This window comes from Nocardia sp. NPDC056611 (assembly GCF_042792755.1).
In the GTDB taxonomy this organism is placed as follows: Bacteria; Actinomycetota; Actinomycetes; order Mycobacteriales; family Mycobacteriaceae; genus Nocardia.
Map to the genome: position 1 here is coordinate 986,517 of NZ_JBHTVV010000003.1, position 16,956 is coordinate 1,003,472.

Consider the following 16,956-nt stretch of genomic DNA (forward strand, 5'->3'; position numbering starts at 1 on the left):
CTGCGGGAACCTTCTGCGGGCTGCGGCGGCTTCGGCGCGGTCAGGAGGCCTTCCGCGCCAGGTTCAGTTCGGCCTCGCTGAGCGGGGCGTCCGAGCCGGTGAGGTACTGCACCAGCGTGCTGCGGTCATCGAGCACCAGCCAGCGGCTCGGGTCGGTGACCAGATCCAGTCCGGCCTTGGTGGTGACGCCGAAGTCGGCGCGGGCCACGCTGGACTCGGTGGTCACCGGGACGGGAGTGGCGCCGGTCTTCTCGATGGCCAGGCGGGAGACCACGGCCTCGACTCGCGGCGTCTCCGCGATCACGATCTTGGCCCCGGGGTGGACCCCGAGAGCGAGCAGCATGCGCGCCACCCGGTTGCTCCAGCGATCCAGTTCGGCGTAGCTCAGGTCGCAGTCGGCGGTGGTCACCGCGATGGCCGTGGGAGCCGCGGGCGATTCGACCGTCTTGCACATGAACATCATCCTCTCGGAGGGGCCGCTTGCGGTGGCGTTCGGTATGTATCCACTGTCGCCGCCGCGAGCCGCCGCCGGTAGCGACCACAGTGCTGCCGGAATCCGCTCCGAGGGTGCGCGTTGTCCCACCCTGGGGTGGGTGGAAGATCAGCCGTTCAAGGCGTCCATGGCCGCCGAGATCATGGTGATCGAGTCGCGCGGGCTCAGCGCCATGGCCCGGAGCTGGTCGAACATCACCCCGTAGCGGCGCACCTCCGGGTGGCCCTCGATCAGCTCGTCGCTGGCGATGCCCTCCACGTACACCAGCTCCGGGTCGGCGGGGTCGGGGAAGTCGAGCAGGGTGAAGGAGCCCAGCATGCCCGGGTGCGCGCCGGCGTCGAAGGGCAGGATCTGCAGGATCACGTTCCGCTTGTTGGTGTGGTCGAGCAGCTGACTGAACTGTTGGTTCATCACCTCGGGGCCGCCGACCATGCGGCGGATGACGGCCTCGTCGAGCACCACCCACAGCTCCAGGGGGTTGTCCTTGGTGAGCACCTTCGATCGCTCCTGCCGAGCCCGAATCCGTTGCTCGATAACCTGATCCGACACCTTGGGCATGGTGGTCTGGTAGACCGCGCTGGCGTACGCCTCGGTCTGCAGCAGTCCGGGGACGTAGGTGGATTGGAAGAACCGCGCCGAGAGCGACTCGGCCTCGAAGTTGATGTATGCGCCGTAGACCTCCGACACCGCATCCTCGAAAGACCTTGCCATGCCGGGGCGTAACGCGTCGACCAGCAACTGCAAGGCATCTGAACGCGCGGGTTCACCGATGCCGTAGAGGTCCAGCATGGCCGTCAGGGTGCGGCGCTGCGGCCTGGCCTGGGCGGTCTCGATCCGGTACAGCGTGGTGACGTTGATGCCGGTCTTGGCGCTGACCACTTCTTTGCTGAGCCCGGCGCTCTCGCGCATCTCGTGGAGCATCGCGGCGAGCCTCCGCAAACGGACAGTGAGCACGGTGCGCTTGCCTGCCATGACGACCCTTTCGCTTGGCGCACTTGCTAGAACGCAGTATTGCGTTCTTGCATTTGTAAGAGCATGATCCAGCTAGCCTATTCGTGAACAACCGATCCGATGACCGGTATAGCTGAATCCGGAGACCAATCATGTTGGTGCGATTAGTGATGCTGTCGGGTGCGTATAGGGAGTCTCGATGACCATGTCGATAGCCGGCGTTCTGCCGACCGCTCCGCAATTGCTCTGTGCGTTCCAAGGGAGGCGATTTCAAGATCGAGTGTTGCTGCGGTCCGCGCACGCACTCGCCGAACTGCACGAACGTCGCGCCCAGGTACGGGATCCCATGATGGTCAGCGAGATCGATTGCCGCCGCGGCGAACTCGTTGACGATATCAACGATTGGGTGGAGCAGGAACTGCCGCAGCACCGCAACGGCGCCACCATGCACACCGAGAGCCTGGGCGCCGTGGTGGACCGCATGGCCCGGAGCTGGGTCGAAGCCAACCAGGTGATCGATCACGAGGGCGCTTCCAGTGACAACACCCATAAACACTGGTACCACCTGGCCGAACTGGTTGACGGCTACACTGATCTCGTATTCGACGTGGCCGGTGGCCGTCGCCGTTTGCCGGAACAGTGACTCCGAATGCATTGACACAATTGATGTATTGCCACCGAATCGTTGATTCGTCCCGCCCGTAGACGGCGGGCGCAACGGGGCGCCCCGCCCGGCGTGCCGCGTGGTCGACTGGCGCGGCACGCCCGCCCTGAATTAGTGGGAAGCGTTTAGAACCAACCGTCCGGTGTTTTATTCGCGAAGTATTTCATTCACACGGACTCGAATTCATGACCGTGCGGGTGAAATACGGCGTTCCGCACTATGAGGGGGGAGTTCGACATGAACCAGGGCGAGGGCGCCGCCACCGACCTGTATCAACGGGCCCGCGCCGGCGACTTCCGGCTGGACGTCGCCACCGCGCGCCACTGCGCCGCAACCTTCCTGCGGTTCGCGGCCATGCTGGATCCGCACATCGACCGCAGCCACCGTGTCCACACCCTCGGTGGCTTCGGCGATTTCGGGTCCGCCCGGCAATTGCGGCGCGGCTTCGAACGCAAGGGCCGCGACCTCACCGGCACGCTCACCGCGCTGCGGAGCTCCGCCGAGGACATGGCCGCGGCCTATCTACTCGCCGCGGGCCTCATCCGCGCCACCGACGACACCCATTCCCGCGCCCTCCTGACCACCGCCGCGGGTCTCTGACCCGCACCCCGCTCGAGCGAAAGTGGTTGGGTCAGCGAGGTTTCCAGTAGTTGTCGGGCCCGACCAGTTGCAGGACGGTGCGCGACGGCGCGTCCAGGCTGGGCTGGAGCGAGGCGTCGACCGCGAGATCGATCGACAGCGAGTACGCCTCGTACAGGTACCGGTACTGCCAGCGACCCCAGCTGGAATAGGTTGCGGCCCACAGGGTATCGAGGTCGGACTGGCAGACGCTGGCGCCGATGCCCTGGGTGGGGCACCACACGTCCCAGGTCTGCTTCTGGCCCTTGAGGCTGGTGTAGATGGCCTCGGCCTCGGTGCTGGAGGGGAAGGCGAACACCTCCAGCGACGTCATGAGCTTGTCGGACTTGTCGATGTAGGTGCCCGTCACCATCTGGACGCACTTGTTGGCCTGCAGCGCGGTCTTCACGTTCTGCGACATATTGCTCGCGACGCAGTCCTTCACGCCGGAGGAGCGGCGGGTGAACACCACACCCTTGCTGTCGGTGAAGCTCGACGGGAGCAGGGCGTCGGCGGTGAACGGGGTCTTGTCGGTGCCCTGCTGGTTGAGGGTGGCCTTGTCGACCCCGGAGGTGCCGAGGGTGCCGGAGGTGGACGGGGCGGTGGTGCTGGTGGTGGTCGTCGGTGCGGTGGTGGTGATGCTCGAGCCCTTGGCGCCGTCGGTGGTCTTGTCGTCGCCGGAGAGCACGACCACGCCCACGCCGATGGAGATGACGAGGACCACCAGCAGGACGCCGAGGATCACCTTGAGGGCGGTATTGGTCGAATTCGATGGGGGCGCACCGTGATATGTCACCAGCGGCTGCGGTGCGGACCAACCGGTCGGTGAGGTGTGGGTCGGCGGCAGCGGCGCTGTCGACGAGCCGAAACCCGCCTGCGTCAGGTACACCGTCCGCAGCGTGTCACCCCACTCCTGCGCGGACGGCCGGGCGTCGGGCCCGAATCCGCCATTGCCGAAGGCCCGGTCGAACAGCGCCCGCACCCGCGGATCGAGATCGGCGGGCACGCCGCCCGGCTGCCACGGCGCGCCGGGCGGGCCCGCGCTGTCGGGCAGCAGGGTCCGGTAGAGCAGCGCCGCCAGGTCGTACCGATCCTTGTACCGATCGTGCGCCCGGTCGGCGGGCATCAGCCCGGCGGTGTCGATGAGATAGGCCAGCGGCGCGGCGGGCTGCCACAACACGTTCGCGGCCGACAGGTCCCCGTGGATCAGCTGCCGTTCCTCGAGCACCCGCACGATCTCGCACAGCCGAACCGCCAGTCCCGCACGGAGATACGGTGTGGTCTGCCCGGGTGCGGCCCACAGGTGATCCAGGGTGCGCGGCCTGCCGTCGGGTTGCAGATAGTCCATGGGGATCAGCGGCAGGACCGCGCCGATCAGCGCCGTGTCGTGCTGGACGAGGTCGATCGGCCAGTTCACCGCCTCGGCCGCCCCGGACGATCCGCCCGTGGCGGCGAGCACGGTCTGCCGCCCGAAAAGCATGGCCTGCCGGGCCCATTCGATCGCATCCGGCGCGGTGACCGGGTTCCGGTAGAGCTTGTAGAGCCGCTGGTGCCCGCGTGGATCCCGGCAGAGGTACTGCACCGAGCGCGCGCCCGCGGCATAGAAGGGTTCGCCGTCGACGTCGTAGGACTCGCCGGACAGACCTGTGACAACCACCATCGAACAGCCCCCGCCCGATACCTGAGTTCCAGGCGAGTTTACCGGCCCGGGCGTCGCCACGCCCGGGCCTCGACGCAAGACACCGCTGACCGTCCCCTCATGACCCGGTCAGCGGTGCGGGTGCGGCCGCGCCGTTCAGCGCAGCGCCGCACGTCCTTTCAGGCGGCCCAGCAGTACCAGGGCGACGAGGGTGACGAGGACCAGCAGGGTGGTGCTGGCGGCGGCGTCGAAGACCGCGCCGCGGTCGGTGGCCGCGAAGATGCTCACCGGCAACGTCTTCCAGGTGGCCGGGTACACCATGATGGTGGCGCCGAGTTCGCCCATGGACAGGGCGATGGCCAGTCCGGCCGCGGCCCCGAGGGCGGGCAGCAGCAGCGGCAGGGTGATGCGCAGCAGGACGCGCACCGGGCCCGCGCCGAGTGATTCGGCGGCCTGCCGGTAGCCCGGATCGAGCCGGTCCAGGGCGGCGGAGACGCCGCTGAACGCGTACGCCAGCACCAGCACGGTGTGGGCCAGGATGACGATCCACCTGGTGCCGCCCAGCAGCAGCGGGCGTTCGTTGAAGGCGATGAGCACGCCCAGCCCGATCGCCACCGACGGCACCGCGACCGGCACGTGGAACACCGCGTCGGTGAGCCGCCGCAGCCAGGCCGGGGCCTCCATCGCGGCCAGGGCCGCCCAGGTGCCGAGGATCAGCGAGAACAGGCTCGCCAGCAGCGCCGTCTGCAAGCTGACGGACAGGCTGGCGGACTCCTCGCCGGAGAGCGCCCGATCGAAGTTGGCGAAGCCGAGATCCGAGGGCAGTGGCCCGGTCCAGTGCCCGGCCAGCGCCGCGGCCACCACGGTCGCGATGGGCGCGACGAACACCACCGTGACGACGATCCCGAAGACCGCGAGCACCACGGCCCGCCCGCGACGCGTCCACACCAGCATGGGTCAGCTCTCCTCGCGCGCGCCGGTGAGGCGCGCGAACAGCAGTCGGTATCCGAGGTACAGGCTCAGCGACAGCAGCACCTGCACCGAGGCCAGCACGGCCGCGCCGGGCAGATCGAAGGTGACGATGCCGCGGGTGTAGATCAGCGCGGGCAGCGTGATCACGCCCTTGGCGCCGGTGAACAGCACGATGCCGAATTCGTTGAGCGTGAGCAGCAGCACCAGGCTGCCGCCCGCCGCCAGCGCGGGCCACGCCTCGGGCAGCACCACCTGCCGCAGCACCCGCCACGGCGAGGCCCCGAGACTGGACGCCACATCCAGCTGTTCCCTGGGCAATTGGGCGAACGCCGCCAGCAGCGGCCGCACCACGAACGGGGTGAAGAAGGTGACCTCGGCCAGGATCACGCCCCAGGGTGTGCTCAGGAAGTCCAGCGCCGGCTGCGTGCCCCCGGTGATCCGATCGATGAACGCGTTCACCGCGCCCGCCGTCCCGTACAGGAACGTGAACGCCAGCGTCACCAGGAACGACGGCAGCGTCAGCACCGAATCGATGAGCCGCCCCACCACCTGCGATCCGGGAAACGGCACGAACGCCAGCACGATCGCCAGGAACGTCCCCAGCGCCACGCACCCCGCCGTCGAGCTGACCGCGATGGTGACGGTGCGCCACAACGCGTTCCGGAACGACTCCTCGGCCAGCACCTTCGACCAGGTCCCGACCCCTCGACCGGACCTGGTCTCGGTCGACTCGAGCAGCACCCGGACGATCGGATACACCGCGATCAGCAGCACCACCAGCACCGGCGGCAAGGTCCACAGCACGGGTCGCCACGACCGTCCGGCCTTCCGGGCCTCGGGATCGGAAGGTGCGGAGGGGGATTCGAGCAGTGCGGTCATGCGCGAACCTCGGGTTCCGCTGCGGCGGAGGGGGTCCCGATGCCCGGCGGGATCAGAACACCCGCCGGGTCGGCGAAGCGGACGCCGACGTGGTCGCCGGGGGCGATGTCGGTGTGGCCGAGGATGTCGGCGGCGAGCGCGGTGGGCAGGCCCGCGATATCGAGGTGCAGGCGGGTCGAGGCGCCCTTCCAGACGCTGGTGATCACGGTGGCGCGCAACGCGTCTCGTTCGGTGAGCGGGACGACGCGGACGGTGTGGGGACGGACGCAGAGCTGGGCTTCGGCGTTCGGGACCCAGTCGGGGCGGCCGACGCCGGGCGGCGGAGCGTCGGCGCGCAGTGTGTGCTCACCGGCGGTGACCAGGGCCGCGGTGCCGGAGACGTGCTTGACCTCGCAGGCGACCAGGTTCGCGCCGCCGAGGAACGACGCGGTGAACCCGGTCGCGGGCCGCTGCCACAGGTTGCGGGCGGTGTCGATGTCGACCAGCCGGGCGTCGCGCATCACCGCGATGCGGTCGGCCAGCGCCAGCGCCTCGGACTGGTCGTGGGTGACGTACAGCATCGCCGTGTCGGGCAGCGCTCGGCGCAGCTGCTGGAGTTCGCCCAGCATGCTCTGCCGCAGCTGCGCGTCCAGGGCGGCGAGCGGTTCGTCGAGCAGCAGCACCTTGGGCCGGATGGCCAGGGCGCGCGCGATGGCGACGCGCTGCTGCTGCCCGCCGGACAGTTCGCGCGGCAGCCGGTCGGCGTAGCCGCCCATGCCGACCATCTCGAGGGCTTCGGTGACGCGCCCCCCGATCTCGTTGCGCGCCACCCGATGTGCCTTCAGCCCGAAGGCCACGTTGTCGCGCACCCGCATGTGCGGGAACAGCGCGTAGGACTGCACCACCACCCCGATCCCGCGCTTGGCGGGGGACAGGTCGGTGACGTCGCGGCCGGCCAGTCGCACCGCGCCCGAGGTGGGCCGGACGAATCCGGCCAGGGCCTTGAGCGCGGTGGACTTGCCGGAGCCGCTGGGCCCGAGCAGCGCCACCGTTTCCCCCGCGGCGACGCGCAGGTTGAAATCGGCCAGTGCGACAGTCGATGTGCGACCGCGGCCGTAGGTGACCCCGACCCGGTCGAACACGATGGCCGGTTCGGCGGTGGTGTCGGTGACCACCGTGGATGTCGTCAACGCGGAGGACATGGCTGCTGCTCCTGTGGGTGGGTTAGCTACCGGTGGCCTTGGTGTAGGCCGCCAGGTCGGCGTCGAGCTCGTCGAGGACCTTGGTCCAATCCGGGTGCAGGACCTCGACGTTCTTGATCACCTGCGCGGGCGACTGCGCGCCGGCGGCGGACGGCGCGGCGTCCTTCAGCTCCTGGCGGGCGGGCACCGCGTAGGCGTCCGGCAGCGCCTTCTGCGCGTCGGCCGACAGCAGGAAGGTCATCAGTTTCTTGCCCGCGTCCGAGTGCGGCGCGCCCTTGGCCAGGCCCATCAGGTAGGGCACCGCCACGGTGGACTGCTTGCCGCCCGCCGCGGCCGGGAAGAAGACGTTGAACTTCGAGCCCTTCTCCTTCACGGTGGCCAGGTTCATCTGCACGTCGCCGTTGGCCAGCAGGATCTCACCCTTGTCGACCTTGGCCTGGAGCTTGCCGGTGGAGGACGACGGGCCGACATTGTTGGCCTGCAGCTTGCCCAGGTAGTCCAGCGCGCCCTGCTTGCCCATCAACTGCTGCAGCAGGATCAGCACCGCGGTGCCGTCACCGGCCTGGCCGGGGGTGGAGTACTGCAGCTTGCCCTTGTACTCCGGCTTCAGCAGGTCGTCCCAGGTCAGCTTGGACGCGTCGACCGAGGGGTTGGCGATGAAGCACAGGTAGTTGCCCGCCAGCGTCACCCACTTGCCGTTCGCGTCCTTGTCGGTGGCCGCGACGGCGGCGGTGTCCACACCGCTGGTCTGCAGCAGACCCGACTTGTCGGCCTTCTGCATGAACGGCGGCAGCGTGACGACCACGTCGGCCTGCGGGTTGGACTGCTCCTTGTCGACGCGGCTCACGACCTCGGCGGACCCGGCCTCGACCAGGTTGACCGCGATGCCGGTCTGGTCCTTGAACTTCGCGAACTGGGTCTTGTACCAGTCGCCGACGCCGTCGGCGGAGTAGACGGTGACCGTCTTGTCCCCGGAGTCGCCGGCGCCGGTGCCGCCGCAGGCGGTCAGGCTGAAGGCGACCGCGGTGGCGGAGGTCAGGATCAGGGCGGTCCGGGCGATGGTGCGTGCGAGGCGGTTGTTCGGATTACGCACGGTGACTGCAACTTTCAGTTCAGGGGAGGTGACGGATCGTAGGAACTGGGGGGGGGGTGATCCGCGGCCCCGGCGAGGCGCGCCGGGGCCGCGGAATTCTCTAGCCGCGCTCGGCGAGCAGCAGCTGCGCGAACTCGGTGACCGAGGGCAGCACGTGGGTCGCGCCCGCGGCCCGCAGCTGCTCCTCGGTGTGCGCGCCGGTGAGCGTGCCCGCGACGATGCGCGCGCCCGCGGCCAGACCGGTGGCGATGTCGCTGGACGTATCGCCCAGCACCGCCACGCGATCCACGGCGTCGATCTCCAGGCGCAGCACCGCGGTGAGCACCATGTCCGGGTAGGGGCGGCCGCGACCGGCGTCGGAGGGCGCCAGGGTCAGATCCGCGATGTCGTTCCAGTCCAGCGCGTTCAGCAGCTTGTCCTGCGTCTCGCGGCTGAAGCCGGTGGTCAGCGCCACCTTGATCCCGGCGGCCCGCAGCGCGGCGATGGCTTCGGCGGCGCCGGGAATCGGGGTCACCCCGGCCGCCTCGGCGAGCTCGGTGTAGGCGGCCTCGAAGGCGCGGTTGGCGGCCTGCGCGCGGTCCTCGTCGCCGAGCAGTGTGCGGAAGCACCAGATCTTGGACTGACCCATGGTGTCTCGCACGAACGTCCGGGCGGCCTCGCGCTCCGGGCCCTCGGTGGGCACGCCCGCGGCGGTGACGGCCACCTCGAACGCCTGCTCCACCAGCCCGTCGTCGGCCACGGTGGTGCCCGCCATGTCGAAGACGGCGAGTTCGATCTGCTTGTCGGACACGATGATTCCTTAGGTGAGGTTCGGTCAGAGCTCGAGGAGGTCGGCGGTCTGTTCGCCGAGCGCGGGGCCCAGCGTCATACCGCGTCCGCCCGGACCGGTGATGACCCACACGCCGTCCGCGGCCTGCGCGCGGGTGACGATGGCGCCCGGGTCGATGGACTGGCTGTACACCCCCGCCCAGCGCCGCACGATCGGCGGCAGCTTGCGGCCCAGCAGCTCCTCCATCACGCCGGTGAGGTGCTCGTAGGGGGCCTCGTCCACGTCGAAGGTGAACGGCTCGTCGTATTCGTGGGTGTCGCCGATGGTGAGCCCGCCGTGCAGGCGCTGCACGGCCAGGAGCTGCATCTTGTGCTGGGCGGCCGTGAACGGCTGCGCCTCTTCGCGATTGAGCCGGTCCAGTTCCGGTCCGGCGAAGGCCGGGTAGTAGCGGAAGCTGTCGCCGTCGGCGATCGCGGTGGTGAGCGGTTCGCCCAGGGGAGCGGTCTGCATCATCTGCAGGCGCACCCGGCGCACCGGGAGGTCGCCGGCCAGTTCGCGGGTCAGGCCGGTGTGCGCCGCACCCGGGCAGACCAGGACCAGGTCGCCCTCGTGGCGGCGGCCGCGATCGTCGATCACGGTGGTGCCGGTGACGGTGCGCGCCTCGGTGCCGGCGAAGAAGCTGTAGCGCCCGCTCGCCTCCAGGTAGCGGCGCAGCGCGGGCAGCGCCTGCCGCGACTCGACGGCGGCATCGGTCGAACAGTGCAGGCCCGCGAGGAATTTGCCGCGCAGCGCGGGGTTGAGCGCGCGCACCCGCTCCGGGTCGAGCAGTTCGAAGCCGCGTTCGGCGGCCGAGGGGTGCGCCACGGCGGCCTCGGCGACCGCGAGCTCGTTCTCGCCGCGGACCAGGGTGATGGAGCCCGCGGGCCGGAAGCCCACGCCCGGCACCTTGCCGCCGATCTCCTCCCACAGCTGCCGGGAGCGCAGCGTGAGATCCAGTTCGTTCACGCTGCGCCCGGATACCCAGACGAGTCCGAAGTTGCGGACGGTCGCGCCGCGCGCCTCCACCTCGCGTTCGAGGTGGACGACGTCGTGGCCGCGCCCGATGGCGGCGAGAGCGTGGGCGGTACCGAGGATCCCTCCGCCGATGATGACCAATCGCATGGATGTCATCGTGGGCAATGGTCTAGACCTACGGGTGTTTCGTGTGGAAACGGTAGGTTAATAATTGGTATAGACCAATCCTGTGTACGCTGGGGGCATGGAGACGAGGGAGGCCGCCGGGGTGGAAGACCAGGCGGGGCCGGGCCGTCCGGCGGCCGGAACAGCCGGCGCGGGAACCGATTCCGCGTCCGCCGGGCGCATGCCCAAGTCGTACCGGGTGCGCGCCGAACTGGAGGCGCTGCTCGGTGAGCTCTCCGAGGGCGACCCGGTGCCGTCCGAGCGCGAACTCGCGCTGCGCTGCGGCGTCGCCCGCGAGACCGTGCGTCAGGCGGTGCGGGAACTGCTGGTGGAGGGGCGGATTCGCCGGCAGGGCCGCGGCACCGTGGTCTCGCGCCCGAAGATGGTGCAGCCCTTGTCCTTACGCTCCTACACCGAGGGTGCGATCAAATTCGGCCGCAAACCGGGCCGTCTGCTCGTCGACTGGTCCGACGTCCCCGCCGATCCGGACACCGCTCACGATCTCGCCGTGAAACCGGGCACCCCGGTCATGCACCTGGAACGCATCCTGCTCGCCGACGGGGAACGCATCGGCCTGGAGAGCACCTGGATGCCGTTGCACCGCTTCGCCGTCCTGCGCGAGTTCTACGACCCGCAGACCTCGCTCTACGTCGCCACCCGCGGCATGGGCGTGGTGTACGCGGTCGCCACCGAACGCATCGAGACGGTCCTGGCCTCCCCGCGCGAGGCCGCCCTGCTGGAATGCACGACGGCCCTGCCCATGCTGCTGCTGCACCGCCGCAGCGTGGACGGGGAAGGCGTGCCGATCGAACGCGTGCGCTCGCTGTACCGCGGCGACCGGATCGCCTTCCAGGCCAGGCTCACCGACTACTGAGTTCGCGGTCAGCCCAGCTGCGGAGCCACTTTCGCGCCCAGCAGCTCGATGCTGTGCAGCACCTTCTCGTGCGGCAGCGTGCCGACGCTGGTGTGCAGCATGAACCGGTCCAGTCCGAGGGTGTCGCGCACCTCGGCGATCTTCTCGCCGACGTAGTCGGGCGTGCCCACGAACAGCGACCCGCTCTGCGAGCGCAGCGCGTCGAACTGGTCGCGTGTCATCGGACCCCAGCCGCGCTCACGCCCGATGCCGGTCATGGCCCGCGCGTAGGAGCCGTAGAAGTCCGCCACCGCCTGCTTGTCGGTGTCGGCGATGTACCCGTGTGCGTGCACCGCCACCGGCTGCGGCTCGTGCCCGCCCTCGGCCAGTGCCCGGTGGTACAGGTCCACCAGCGGCTTGAACCGCGCCGGCTGCCCGCCGATGATGGCGATGGCCAGCGGCAGGCCCAGGAGTCCCGCGCGCACAACGGATTCGGGGCTGCCGCCGACGGCGATCCACACCGGCAGCGGCCGGTTCTCGGTGCGCGGGTAGACGATGGCGTTGTCCAGCGGCGCGCGGAACTTGCCGGACCAGGTGACGGGTTCGTCCTCGCGGATCTTCAGCAGCAGCGCGAGCTTCTCCTCGAAGAGCTCGTCGTAGTCGGTGAGGTCGTAGCCGAACAGCGGGAACGATTCGATGAACGAGCCACGCCCGGCCATCAATTCGGCGCGGCCGTTCGACAGGCCGTCCAGGGTCGCGAAGTCCTGGTAGGCGCGGACCGGGTCGGCGGAGCTGAGCACGGTGACCGCGCTGGTGAGCTGGATGCGCTCGGTCCGCGAGGCGATGGCGGCCAGCACGACCGCGGGGGAGGAGGCGGCGAAGTCCTTGCGGTGATGCTCGCCGACGCCGTACACGTGCAGCCCGGCCTGTTCGGTGGCGACGGCCTCCTCGACCACCTGCCGCAGGCGTTCGCCCGCGGTCGGCACCGGCCCGTCGCCGCCGACGGGATTCGTTTCGGCGAATGTCGTCAGTCCCAGTTCCACGGCCGTTGCCCTTCTCGAGTCTTGTTGCCAAGTCAACCGACAGCATAAACGGACCGTGGTCCGGAAGAATTCCCGCGTGCCCCGGACCTGGGAATCCCACCATTCGGACCGGCAGATAGTCTGGTACCCATGTCTGTGCGCACCCGCAAGCCCCTCGCACCCGGCACGCAGTCGCCCATTCGCGAGGTCCCCAAGAACATCGAACGGCCGGAGTACGTCTGGAAGAAGACGGTCAACGAAGGCCGCGAGCCCTGGGTGCAGACCGCGGAGACCATCGACAAGATGCGGATCGCGGGCAAGATCGCCGCGCAGGCGCTGGAAGAGGCGGGCAAGGCCGTCGCGCCGGGCGTCACCACCGACGAGCTCGACCGGATCGCCCACGAGTACATGCTCGACCACGGCGCGTACCCGTCGACCCTGGGCTACAAGGGATTTCCCAAATCCTGCTGCACCTCGCTGAACGAGGTCATCTGCCACGGCATCCCCGACTCGACCGTGATCGAGGACGGCGACATCGTCAATATCGACGTCACCGCCTACATCCACGGCGTGCACGGCGACACCAACAAGACCTTCCTCGCCGGTGACGTGGACGAGGAGGTGCGCCTGCTGGTCGAGCGCACCGAGGAGGCCACCAAGCGGGCCATCAAGGCGGTCAAGCCGGGTCGCGCGCTCAATGTGATCGGCCGCGTCATCGAGGCGTACGCCAACCGCTTCGGCTACGGCGTGGTCCGCGACTTCACCGGCCACGGCGTCGGACCCACCTTCCACTCCGGCCTGGTCATCCTGCACTACGACCAGCCCGCCGTGGAGTCGGTCATCGAACCGGGCATGACCTTCACCATCGAGCCCATGATCAATCTGGGCGGTATCGACTACGAGATCTGGGACGACGGCTGGACCGTGGTCACCAAGGACCGCAAGTGGACCGCCCAGTTCGAGCACACTCTCGTCGTCACCGACGAGGGCGCAGAGATCCTGACGCTGCCGTGAAAATCGCCATGCCCCAGCGGGGCGTCACCACGCGCGGCATCGGCTCCCGCGGCCCCCGTCGCAAGCCCTCCCGTGTCCTCCCCCCGAACCCCCGGGACGAGGGCCTGGGCGCCCTGCGCGCCACCATGCGCCGCCACGTCGAACTCTCCGCCGGTCGGCCGGTCGACGACGCCGAGAAGCAGGACGTCGTCGCCGACACCCGCGGCGATTACGACAACCGGGACGCCTACACCAGCAGCGGCCGCGACCACTACGTCTACCGCCCGCGGGCGGAGTACAGCACCCGGTGAGTCGGCGCGCGTGAAGGGTGCGCTGCTGGTCGCCGGAACCACGTCCGACGCGGGCAAAAGCGTTGTGGTGGCGGGGCTTTGCCGGATGCTGGCGCGGCGCGGGGTGCGGGTCGCGCCGTTCAAGGCGCAGAACATGTCCAACAACTCCGTCGTCACCCTCGACGGCGGGGAGATCGGGCGGGCGCAGGCCTTGCAGGCGCGGGCCTGTGGGCTCGAACCCAGCGTGCGGTTCAATCCGATCCTGCTGAAGCCCGGCAGTGATCGGCGGTCGCAGCTCGTGGTGCGGGGCAAGGCCGTCGACACCGTCGGAGCCAAGGACTATTTCCGGCATCGGCGGGAACTGCGAAACGTGGTCGCCGGGGAATTGGCCGCACTGCGCGACGAATTCGATGTGGTGATCTGTGAGGGCGCGGGTTCACCCGCCGAGATCAATTTGCGGGCAACCGATCTCGCGAATATGGGATTGGCGCGCGCCGCGGGACTTCCGGTCGTGGTGGTCGGCGACATCGATCGCGGCGGCGTGCTGGCCCACCTGTTCGGCACCGTCGCGATTCTGGAACCCGAAGACCAGCAACTGATCTCGGGCTTCATCATCAACAAATTCCGTGGCGACGTGGACCTGCTGCGGCCCGGCCTGGATCAGCTCACCGCACTCACCGGCCGCCCCACGCTCGGCGTCATCCCCTTCGCCGAGGACCTGTGGATCGACGCCGAGGACTCCCTCGGCACCGTCGCCGACGCCCCCGTGGGCCGCTCCCGGCCGCCACTGGGCCGCGACTGGCTGACCGTGGCCGCCATCCGCTTGCCGCGCATCTCCAACTCCACCGATGTCGAGGCCCTGGCCTGCGAGCCCGGCGTCTCGGTGCGCTGGGTCGATGACCCGTCCCGCCTGGCCGGGGCCGACCTGGTGGTGATCCCCGGCAGCAAATCCACCGTCAGCGACCTGGAGTGGTTGCGCCGCACCGGAATCGCCGACGCCCTCACCGCCCGCGCGGCCGCGGGCGGCCCCATTCTCGGCATCTGCGGCGGCTACCAGATGCTGGCCCGCACCATCGTCGACCGCGTCGAGTCCGACGCGGGGACCGTCGCGGGCCTGGGTCTGCTGGACCTGGACATCGAATTCGCGGATCCGAAGGTGCTGCGCCGCTCCGGCGGCCGGGTCCTGGATCGCGCCGGTGACACCGATCTCCCCGTGCACGGCTATGAGATCCACCACGGCCGCGTCACCCGCACCGCCGACCGGCCCTGGTTCGAGCTCGACGGCACTCCGGAAGGCAGTGTGCGCGAGTCGGTGTGGGGCACGCACCTGCATGGGGCCCTGGCGGCGGACGAGTTTCGCCGGGCCTGGCTGCACCAGGTCGCCCGGCGCGCGGGTCGCACCGATTTCGTTGTCGCCGAGGATGTCTCGGTCGACGAGGTGCGCGCGTCCCAGCTCGACCTGCTCGCGGATCTGATGGAGAAGCACCTCGATCCGGACGCCCTCGAGCGTCTGATCGACGCCGGCGCGCCCCTGGATCTCCCGACTCTGACCGTGGGGAAGTGACCACGGTCACAGTAATCCGACCGACCGGCGGTCGGCCTCCACACCCCTCCTGTAGCGTGATCGACCATGGAATCTCGGCGGATCACGGTCGGTGACCGCGAGTGGGCGGTGCGAGTCGGCGGGCCCGACACCCGGCACCACGTCCTGCTGCTCCCCGATGCGGGTGATCCGGCCGATGTTTACGACCAGGTCTGCGAACGGCTGCAGACCTCGGACCTGCACACCATCGCCTTCGAGTCGATCGACGGCCTCGACGCCGCGACGGTGGTCGACATCCTGGGCCGGCTGAAGGTCCCCTACGTCAACCTGGTCGGTATCGGCGCGGGCGCGGAACTGGCCTGGGAACTGGCCGCCCGCCACTTCAGCCACTTCATGAGCCTCATCGTGGCCGGTGGCGGCCACCCGGCGGTGCCCGGTGTGGACGGCACCGTCCGCGACGCCTCCTGCCCGCCGGTGGAGATCCCCACCACCCTGCTGGCCACCAAGCCCTTTCCGCGCGAGGTGGCCGAGGGCTCGGCCCGGTTCGTCTACGGCGAATTCCGGCTGGTCCCCATGGATGTCACCGCCGTGGCCGCCGAAGCGGGCCACGAACTGGCCACCGAGGTCGTGCTACGCACCAGCTTCTGGTGAGCCGGCGGCCGCGACGGGCCTGGAGGCGGTAGCCTCCGCCGCTGCTTCGGCCTGCCACTTCAGCCAGGAGTCCAGTTCCCGCAACGCCTCGGTGCGCGGCTTCTCCGACGACAGGAACACGTCGTGCCGCGCACCCTCGATCGGCACGATATTGGTACGCGTACCCAGACAGCCCGACCAGCGCTGGATCTGCCGCACATCGAGCACCACGTCCGACACATCGGCCGCGGGTCCGTAGTTGCGCATGAACTTGGTGACCTTGGAGCGCAGGATCAGCGCGGGCACCCCGATGTCGAGCCCCTTGTGCAGCCGCAGGTGCCCGCGCCGGATGGCGCGTAGCCAGCCCGCGTGAACGGGGAAGCCGCTCAACGGTTTCCAGTCCAGGTTGTAGTCCCACTCACCGGCCTGGGTGTGGTGCAGGCTGTCGCCGTAGCTGGTGGACACGCCCAGCGGGAGCCGGGCGAAAGCCCGCAATCGGCCCAGGCCCTCGACCAGCGGCGTACCCACCGAGCGGTAGTAGCCGGGCCCCTGCAGGTCGAACCACGGGCTGTTGAGCACCAGTCCGGTGATGCCCTGCGCGCGCACGCCGCCCGCGGCTTCGAGCCGGTTGAGCCACAGCGAGGTCACCAGACCGCCGGTGGAGTGGGCCATGATCAGTACCGGCAGCTCGGTCTCGGCGCGGATGACCTCGAGCGAGCGGTTGAGCTCTTCGTCGTAGAGGGCCAGGTCGCTGACATAGTGCGGGGTCTGCCCGGCCCGCGTGGAACGCCCGCATTTGCGCAGGTCCAGCGCGTAGAAGGCGTAGCCCTGGGCGGCCAGGTGCTGGGCCAGGTGTTCCTGGAAGAAGTAGTCGGTGAAGCCGTGCACGTACAGCACGGCTCCGGTCGCGGCGGGGGCGTCGGCGGGGGTGTAGCGGACCAGGGTGGCGACGGCGTCGCCCTGACCGTCGGGGTCGGGGCCCATCGACAGCGTCAGCTGCTGGTAGTCGGCGCCCAGGACGTCGGGCTGCCAGGCGGTGGTCGAAGACGTGGTGGAGGACGTTTCGCGGGTCACCCGCTCAACATAGACCGCGGTGCGTAGATGTCTATTTGGGAGGGATCTCTCACATTCGGGGATTTCGAAGCGGGATTCGGGAATGGTCAGGGGCAGAATTGAGTCCAAGTGAA

Annotated in this window: 18 protein-coding genes; 7 read left to right on the top strand and 11 right to left on the bottom strand. The window is 69.4% G+C overall.

The genetic code is table 11. The features are described 5' to 3' along the window. Positions 1–40 precede the first annotated feature (40 nt). Together ACFRAQ_RS21050 and ACFRAQ_RS21055 are read right to left on the bottom strand one after the other, a co-directional pair. Entirely contained in the window at positions 41–454 is a 414-nt protein-coding gene (locus tag ACFRAQ_RS21050; RefSeq protein WP_379101961.1) for an AMP-binding protein, read from the bottom strand. Between the two features lie 147 nt (positions 455–601). Further along, a complete protein-coding gene (locus tag ACFRAQ_RS21055) occupies positions 602–1,465 on the bottom strand; it encodes a helix-turn-helix transcriptional regulator (RefSeq protein WP_357281481.1) in 864 nt (287 codons plus the stop codon). A 262-nt stretch (positions 1,466–1,727) separates the two neighbouring features. Between ACFRAQ_RS21055 and ACFRAQ_RS21060 the strand changes: the two genes are divergently transcribed. Together ACFRAQ_RS21060 and ACFRAQ_RS21065 are read left to right on the top strand one after the other, a co-directional pair. Continuing rightward, positions 1,728–2,087 (top strand): DUF4254 domain-containing protein, encoded by a 360-nt coding sequence (locus tag ACFRAQ_RS21060; protein WP_379102218.1) that lies wholly within the window; start codon positions 1,728–1,730, stop codon positions 2,085–2,087. A 258-nt stretch (positions 2,088–2,345) separates the two neighbouring features. Continuing rightward, entirely contained in the window at positions 2,346–2,708 is a 363-nt protein-coding gene (locus ACFRAQ_RS21065; RefSeq protein WP_379101963.1) for a hypothetical protein, read from the top strand. A gap of 31 nt (positions 2,709–2,739) precedes the next feature. On the opposite strand, the gene ACFRAQ_RS21070 is transcribed toward ACFRAQ_RS21065, so the two are convergent. The 7 genes from ACFRAQ_RS21070 to ACFRAQ_RS21100 form a co-directional block, all read right to left on the bottom strand. Further along, on the bottom strand, positions 2,740–4,386 hold the full coding sequence (locus ACFRAQ_RS21070) for a hypothetical protein (protein WP_379101965.1): 1,647 nt from the start codon (positions 4,384–4,386) through the stop codon (positions 2,740–2,742). 135 nt (positions 4,387–4,521) lie between these two features. Further along, positions 4,522–5,319, bottom strand: coding sequence for an ABC transporter permease (locus ACFRAQ_RS21075; protein ID WP_379101967.1), 798 nt, complete (start codon positions 5,317–5,319; stop codon positions 4,522–4,524). Between the two features lie 3 nt (positions 5,320–5,322). After that, complete coding sequence (locus tag ACFRAQ_RS21080) at positions 5,323–6,216, bottom strand: 2-aminoethylphosphonate ABC transporter permease subunit (protein ID WP_379101969.1); 894 nt, start codon at positions 6,214–6,216, stop codon at positions 5,323–5,325. Beyond that, a complete protein-coding gene (locus ACFRAQ_RS21085; protein ID WP_379101971.1) occupies positions 6,213–7,397 on the bottom strand; it encodes an ABC transporter ATP-binding protein in 1,185 nt (394 codons plus the stop codon). The genes ACFRAQ_RS21080 and ACFRAQ_RS21085 overlap by 4 nt, the downstream gene beginning before the upstream one ends. A gap of 22 nt (positions 7,398–7,419) precedes the next feature. Then, the gene (locus tag ACFRAQ_RS21090) at positions 7,420–8,490 is read right to left on the bottom strand and encodes a 2-aminoethylphosphonate ABC transporter substrate-binding protein (RefSeq protein WP_379101973.1); all 1,071 of its coding nucleotides are present in this window, start codon (positions 8,488–8,490) and stop codon (positions 7,420–7,422) included. Between the two features lie 100 nt (positions 8,491–8,590). After that, positions 8,591–9,280 (bottom strand): phosphonatase-like hydrolase, encoded by a 690-nt coding sequence (locus ACFRAQ_RS21095; RefSeq protein ID WP_379101976.1) that lies wholly within the window; start codon positions 9,278–9,280, stop codon positions 8,591–8,593. A 24-nt stretch (positions 9,281–9,304) separates the two neighbouring features. Beyond that, on the bottom strand, positions 9,305–10,420 hold the full coding sequence (locus ACFRAQ_RS21100; protein WP_379101978.1) for a TIGR03364 family FAD-dependent oxidoreductase: 1,116 nt from the start codon (positions 10,418–10,420) through the stop codon (positions 9,305–9,307). A 199-nt stretch (positions 10,421–10,619) separates the two neighbouring features. On the opposite strand from ACFRAQ_RS21100, the gene ACFRAQ_RS21105 reads away from it, so the two are divergent. Next, positions 10,620–11,312: a GntR family transcriptional regulator gene (locus ACFRAQ_RS21105; protein WP_379102220.1), complete on the top strand. Its 693-nt coding sequence runs from the start codon at positions 10,620–10,622 to the stop codon at positions 11,310–11,312. An 8-nt stretch (positions 11,313–11,320) separates the two neighbouring features. On the opposite strand, the gene ACFRAQ_RS21110 is transcribed toward ACFRAQ_RS21105, so the two are convergent. Further along, positions 11,321–12,334, bottom strand: coding sequence for an LLM class flavin-dependent oxidoreductase (locus ACFRAQ_RS21110; RefSeq protein ID WP_379101980.1), 1,014 nt, complete (start codon positions 12,332–12,334; stop codon positions 11,321–11,323). A gap of 129 nt (positions 12,335–12,463) precedes the next feature. On the opposite strand from ACFRAQ_RS21110, the gene map reads away from it, so the two are divergent. The 4 genes from map (at position 12,464) to ACFRAQ_RS21130 (ending at position 15,790) form a co-directional block, all read left to right on the top strand. After that, positions 12,464–13,327 carry a type I methionyl aminopeptidase gene (gene map, locus ACFRAQ_RS21115; protein ID WP_379101984.1) on the top strand — a complete coding sequence of 288 codons (864 nt, stop codon included), beginning with the start codon at positions 12,464–12,466 and terminating at the stop codon, positions 13,325–13,327. Continuing rightward, positions 13,324–13,617 carry a hypothetical protein gene (locus ACFRAQ_RS21120; RefSeq protein WP_379101986.1) on the top strand — a complete coding sequence of 98 codons (294 nt, stop codon included), beginning with the start codon at positions 13,324–13,326 and terminating at the stop codon, positions 13,615–13,617. The genes map and ACFRAQ_RS21120 overlap by 4 nt, the downstream gene beginning before the upstream one ends. Positions 13,618–13,627: 10 nt before the next feature. Continuing rightward, positions 13,628–15,160, top strand: a complete 1,533-nt coding sequence (locus ACFRAQ_RS21125) for a cobyric acid synthase (RefSeq protein WP_379101988.1) — start codon at positions 13,628–13,630, stop codon at positions 15,158–15,160. 66 nt (positions 15,161–15,226) lie between these two features. After that, the gene (locus ACFRAQ_RS21130; protein ID WP_379101990.1) at positions 15,227–15,790 is read left to right on the top strand and encodes an alpha/beta fold hydrolase; all 564 of its coding nucleotides are present in this window, start codon (positions 15,227–15,229) and stop codon (positions 15,788–15,790) included. Here ACFRAQ_RS21130 and ACFRAQ_RS21135 read toward each other — a convergent pair. After that, the gene (locus ACFRAQ_RS21135; protein ID WP_379102222.1) at positions 15,770–16,753 is read right to left on the bottom strand and encodes an alpha/beta hydrolase; all 984 of its coding nucleotides are present in this window, start codon (positions 16,751–16,753) and stop codon (positions 15,770–15,772) included. The two genes, ACFRAQ_RS21130 and ACFRAQ_RS21135, sit on opposite strands and share 21 nt — an antisense overlap. Between the last annotated feature and the right edge of the window lie 203 nt (positions 16,754–16,956).

Excerpts from the sequence above, each read along its gene's own strand:
- ACFRAQ_RS21050 (WP_379101961.1), bottom strand. The coding sequence starts at position 454 with ATGTGCAAGACGGTCGAATCGCCCGCGGCTCCCACGGCCATCGCGGTG.
- ACFRAQ_RS21055 (WP_357281481.1), bottom strand. The coding sequence starts at position 1,465 with ATGGCAGGCAAGCGCACCGTGCTCACTGTCCGTTTGCGGAGGCTCGCC.
- ACFRAQ_RS21065 (WP_379101963.1), top strand. The coding sequence starts at position 2,346 with ATGAACCAGGGCGAGGGCGCCGCCACCGACCTGTATCAACGGGCCCGC.
- ACFRAQ_RS21070 (WP_379101965.1), bottom strand. The coding sequence starts at position 4,386 with ATGGTGGTTGTCACAGGTCTGTCCGGCGAGTCCTACGACGTCGACGGC.
- ACFRAQ_RS21075 (WP_379101967.1), bottom strand. The coding sequence starts at position 5,319 with ATGCTGGTGTGGACGCGTCGCGGGCGGGCCGTGGTGCTCGCGGTCTTC.
- ACFRAQ_RS21080 (WP_379101969.1), bottom strand. The coding sequence starts at position 6,216 with ATGACCGCACTGCTCGAATCCCCCTCCGCACCTTCCGATCCCGAGGCC.
- ACFRAQ_RS21085 (WP_379101971.1), bottom strand. The coding sequence starts at position 7,397 with ATGTCCTCCGCGTTGACGACATCCACGGTGGTCACCGACACCACCGCC.
- ACFRAQ_RS21100 (WP_379101978.1), bottom strand. The coding sequence starts at position 10,420 with ATGCGATTGGTCATCATCGGCGGAGGGATCCTCGGTACCGCCCACGCT.
- ACFRAQ_RS21105 (WP_379102220.1), top strand. The coding sequence starts at position 10,620 with ATGCCCAAGTCGTACCGGGTGCGCGCCGAACTGGAGGCGCTGCTCGGT.
- map (WP_379101984.1), top strand. The coding sequence starts at position 12,464 with ATGTCTGTGCGCACCCGCAAGCCCCTCGCACCCGGCACGCAGTCGCCC.
- ACFRAQ_RS21130 (WP_379101990.1), top strand. The coding sequence starts at position 15,227 with ATGGAATCTCGGCGGATCACGGTCGGTGACCGCGAGTGGGCGGTGCGA.
- ACFRAQ_RS21135 (WP_379102222.1), bottom strand. The coding sequence starts at position 16,753 with ATGGGCCCCGACCCCGACGGTCAGGGCGACGCCGTCGCCACCCTGGTC.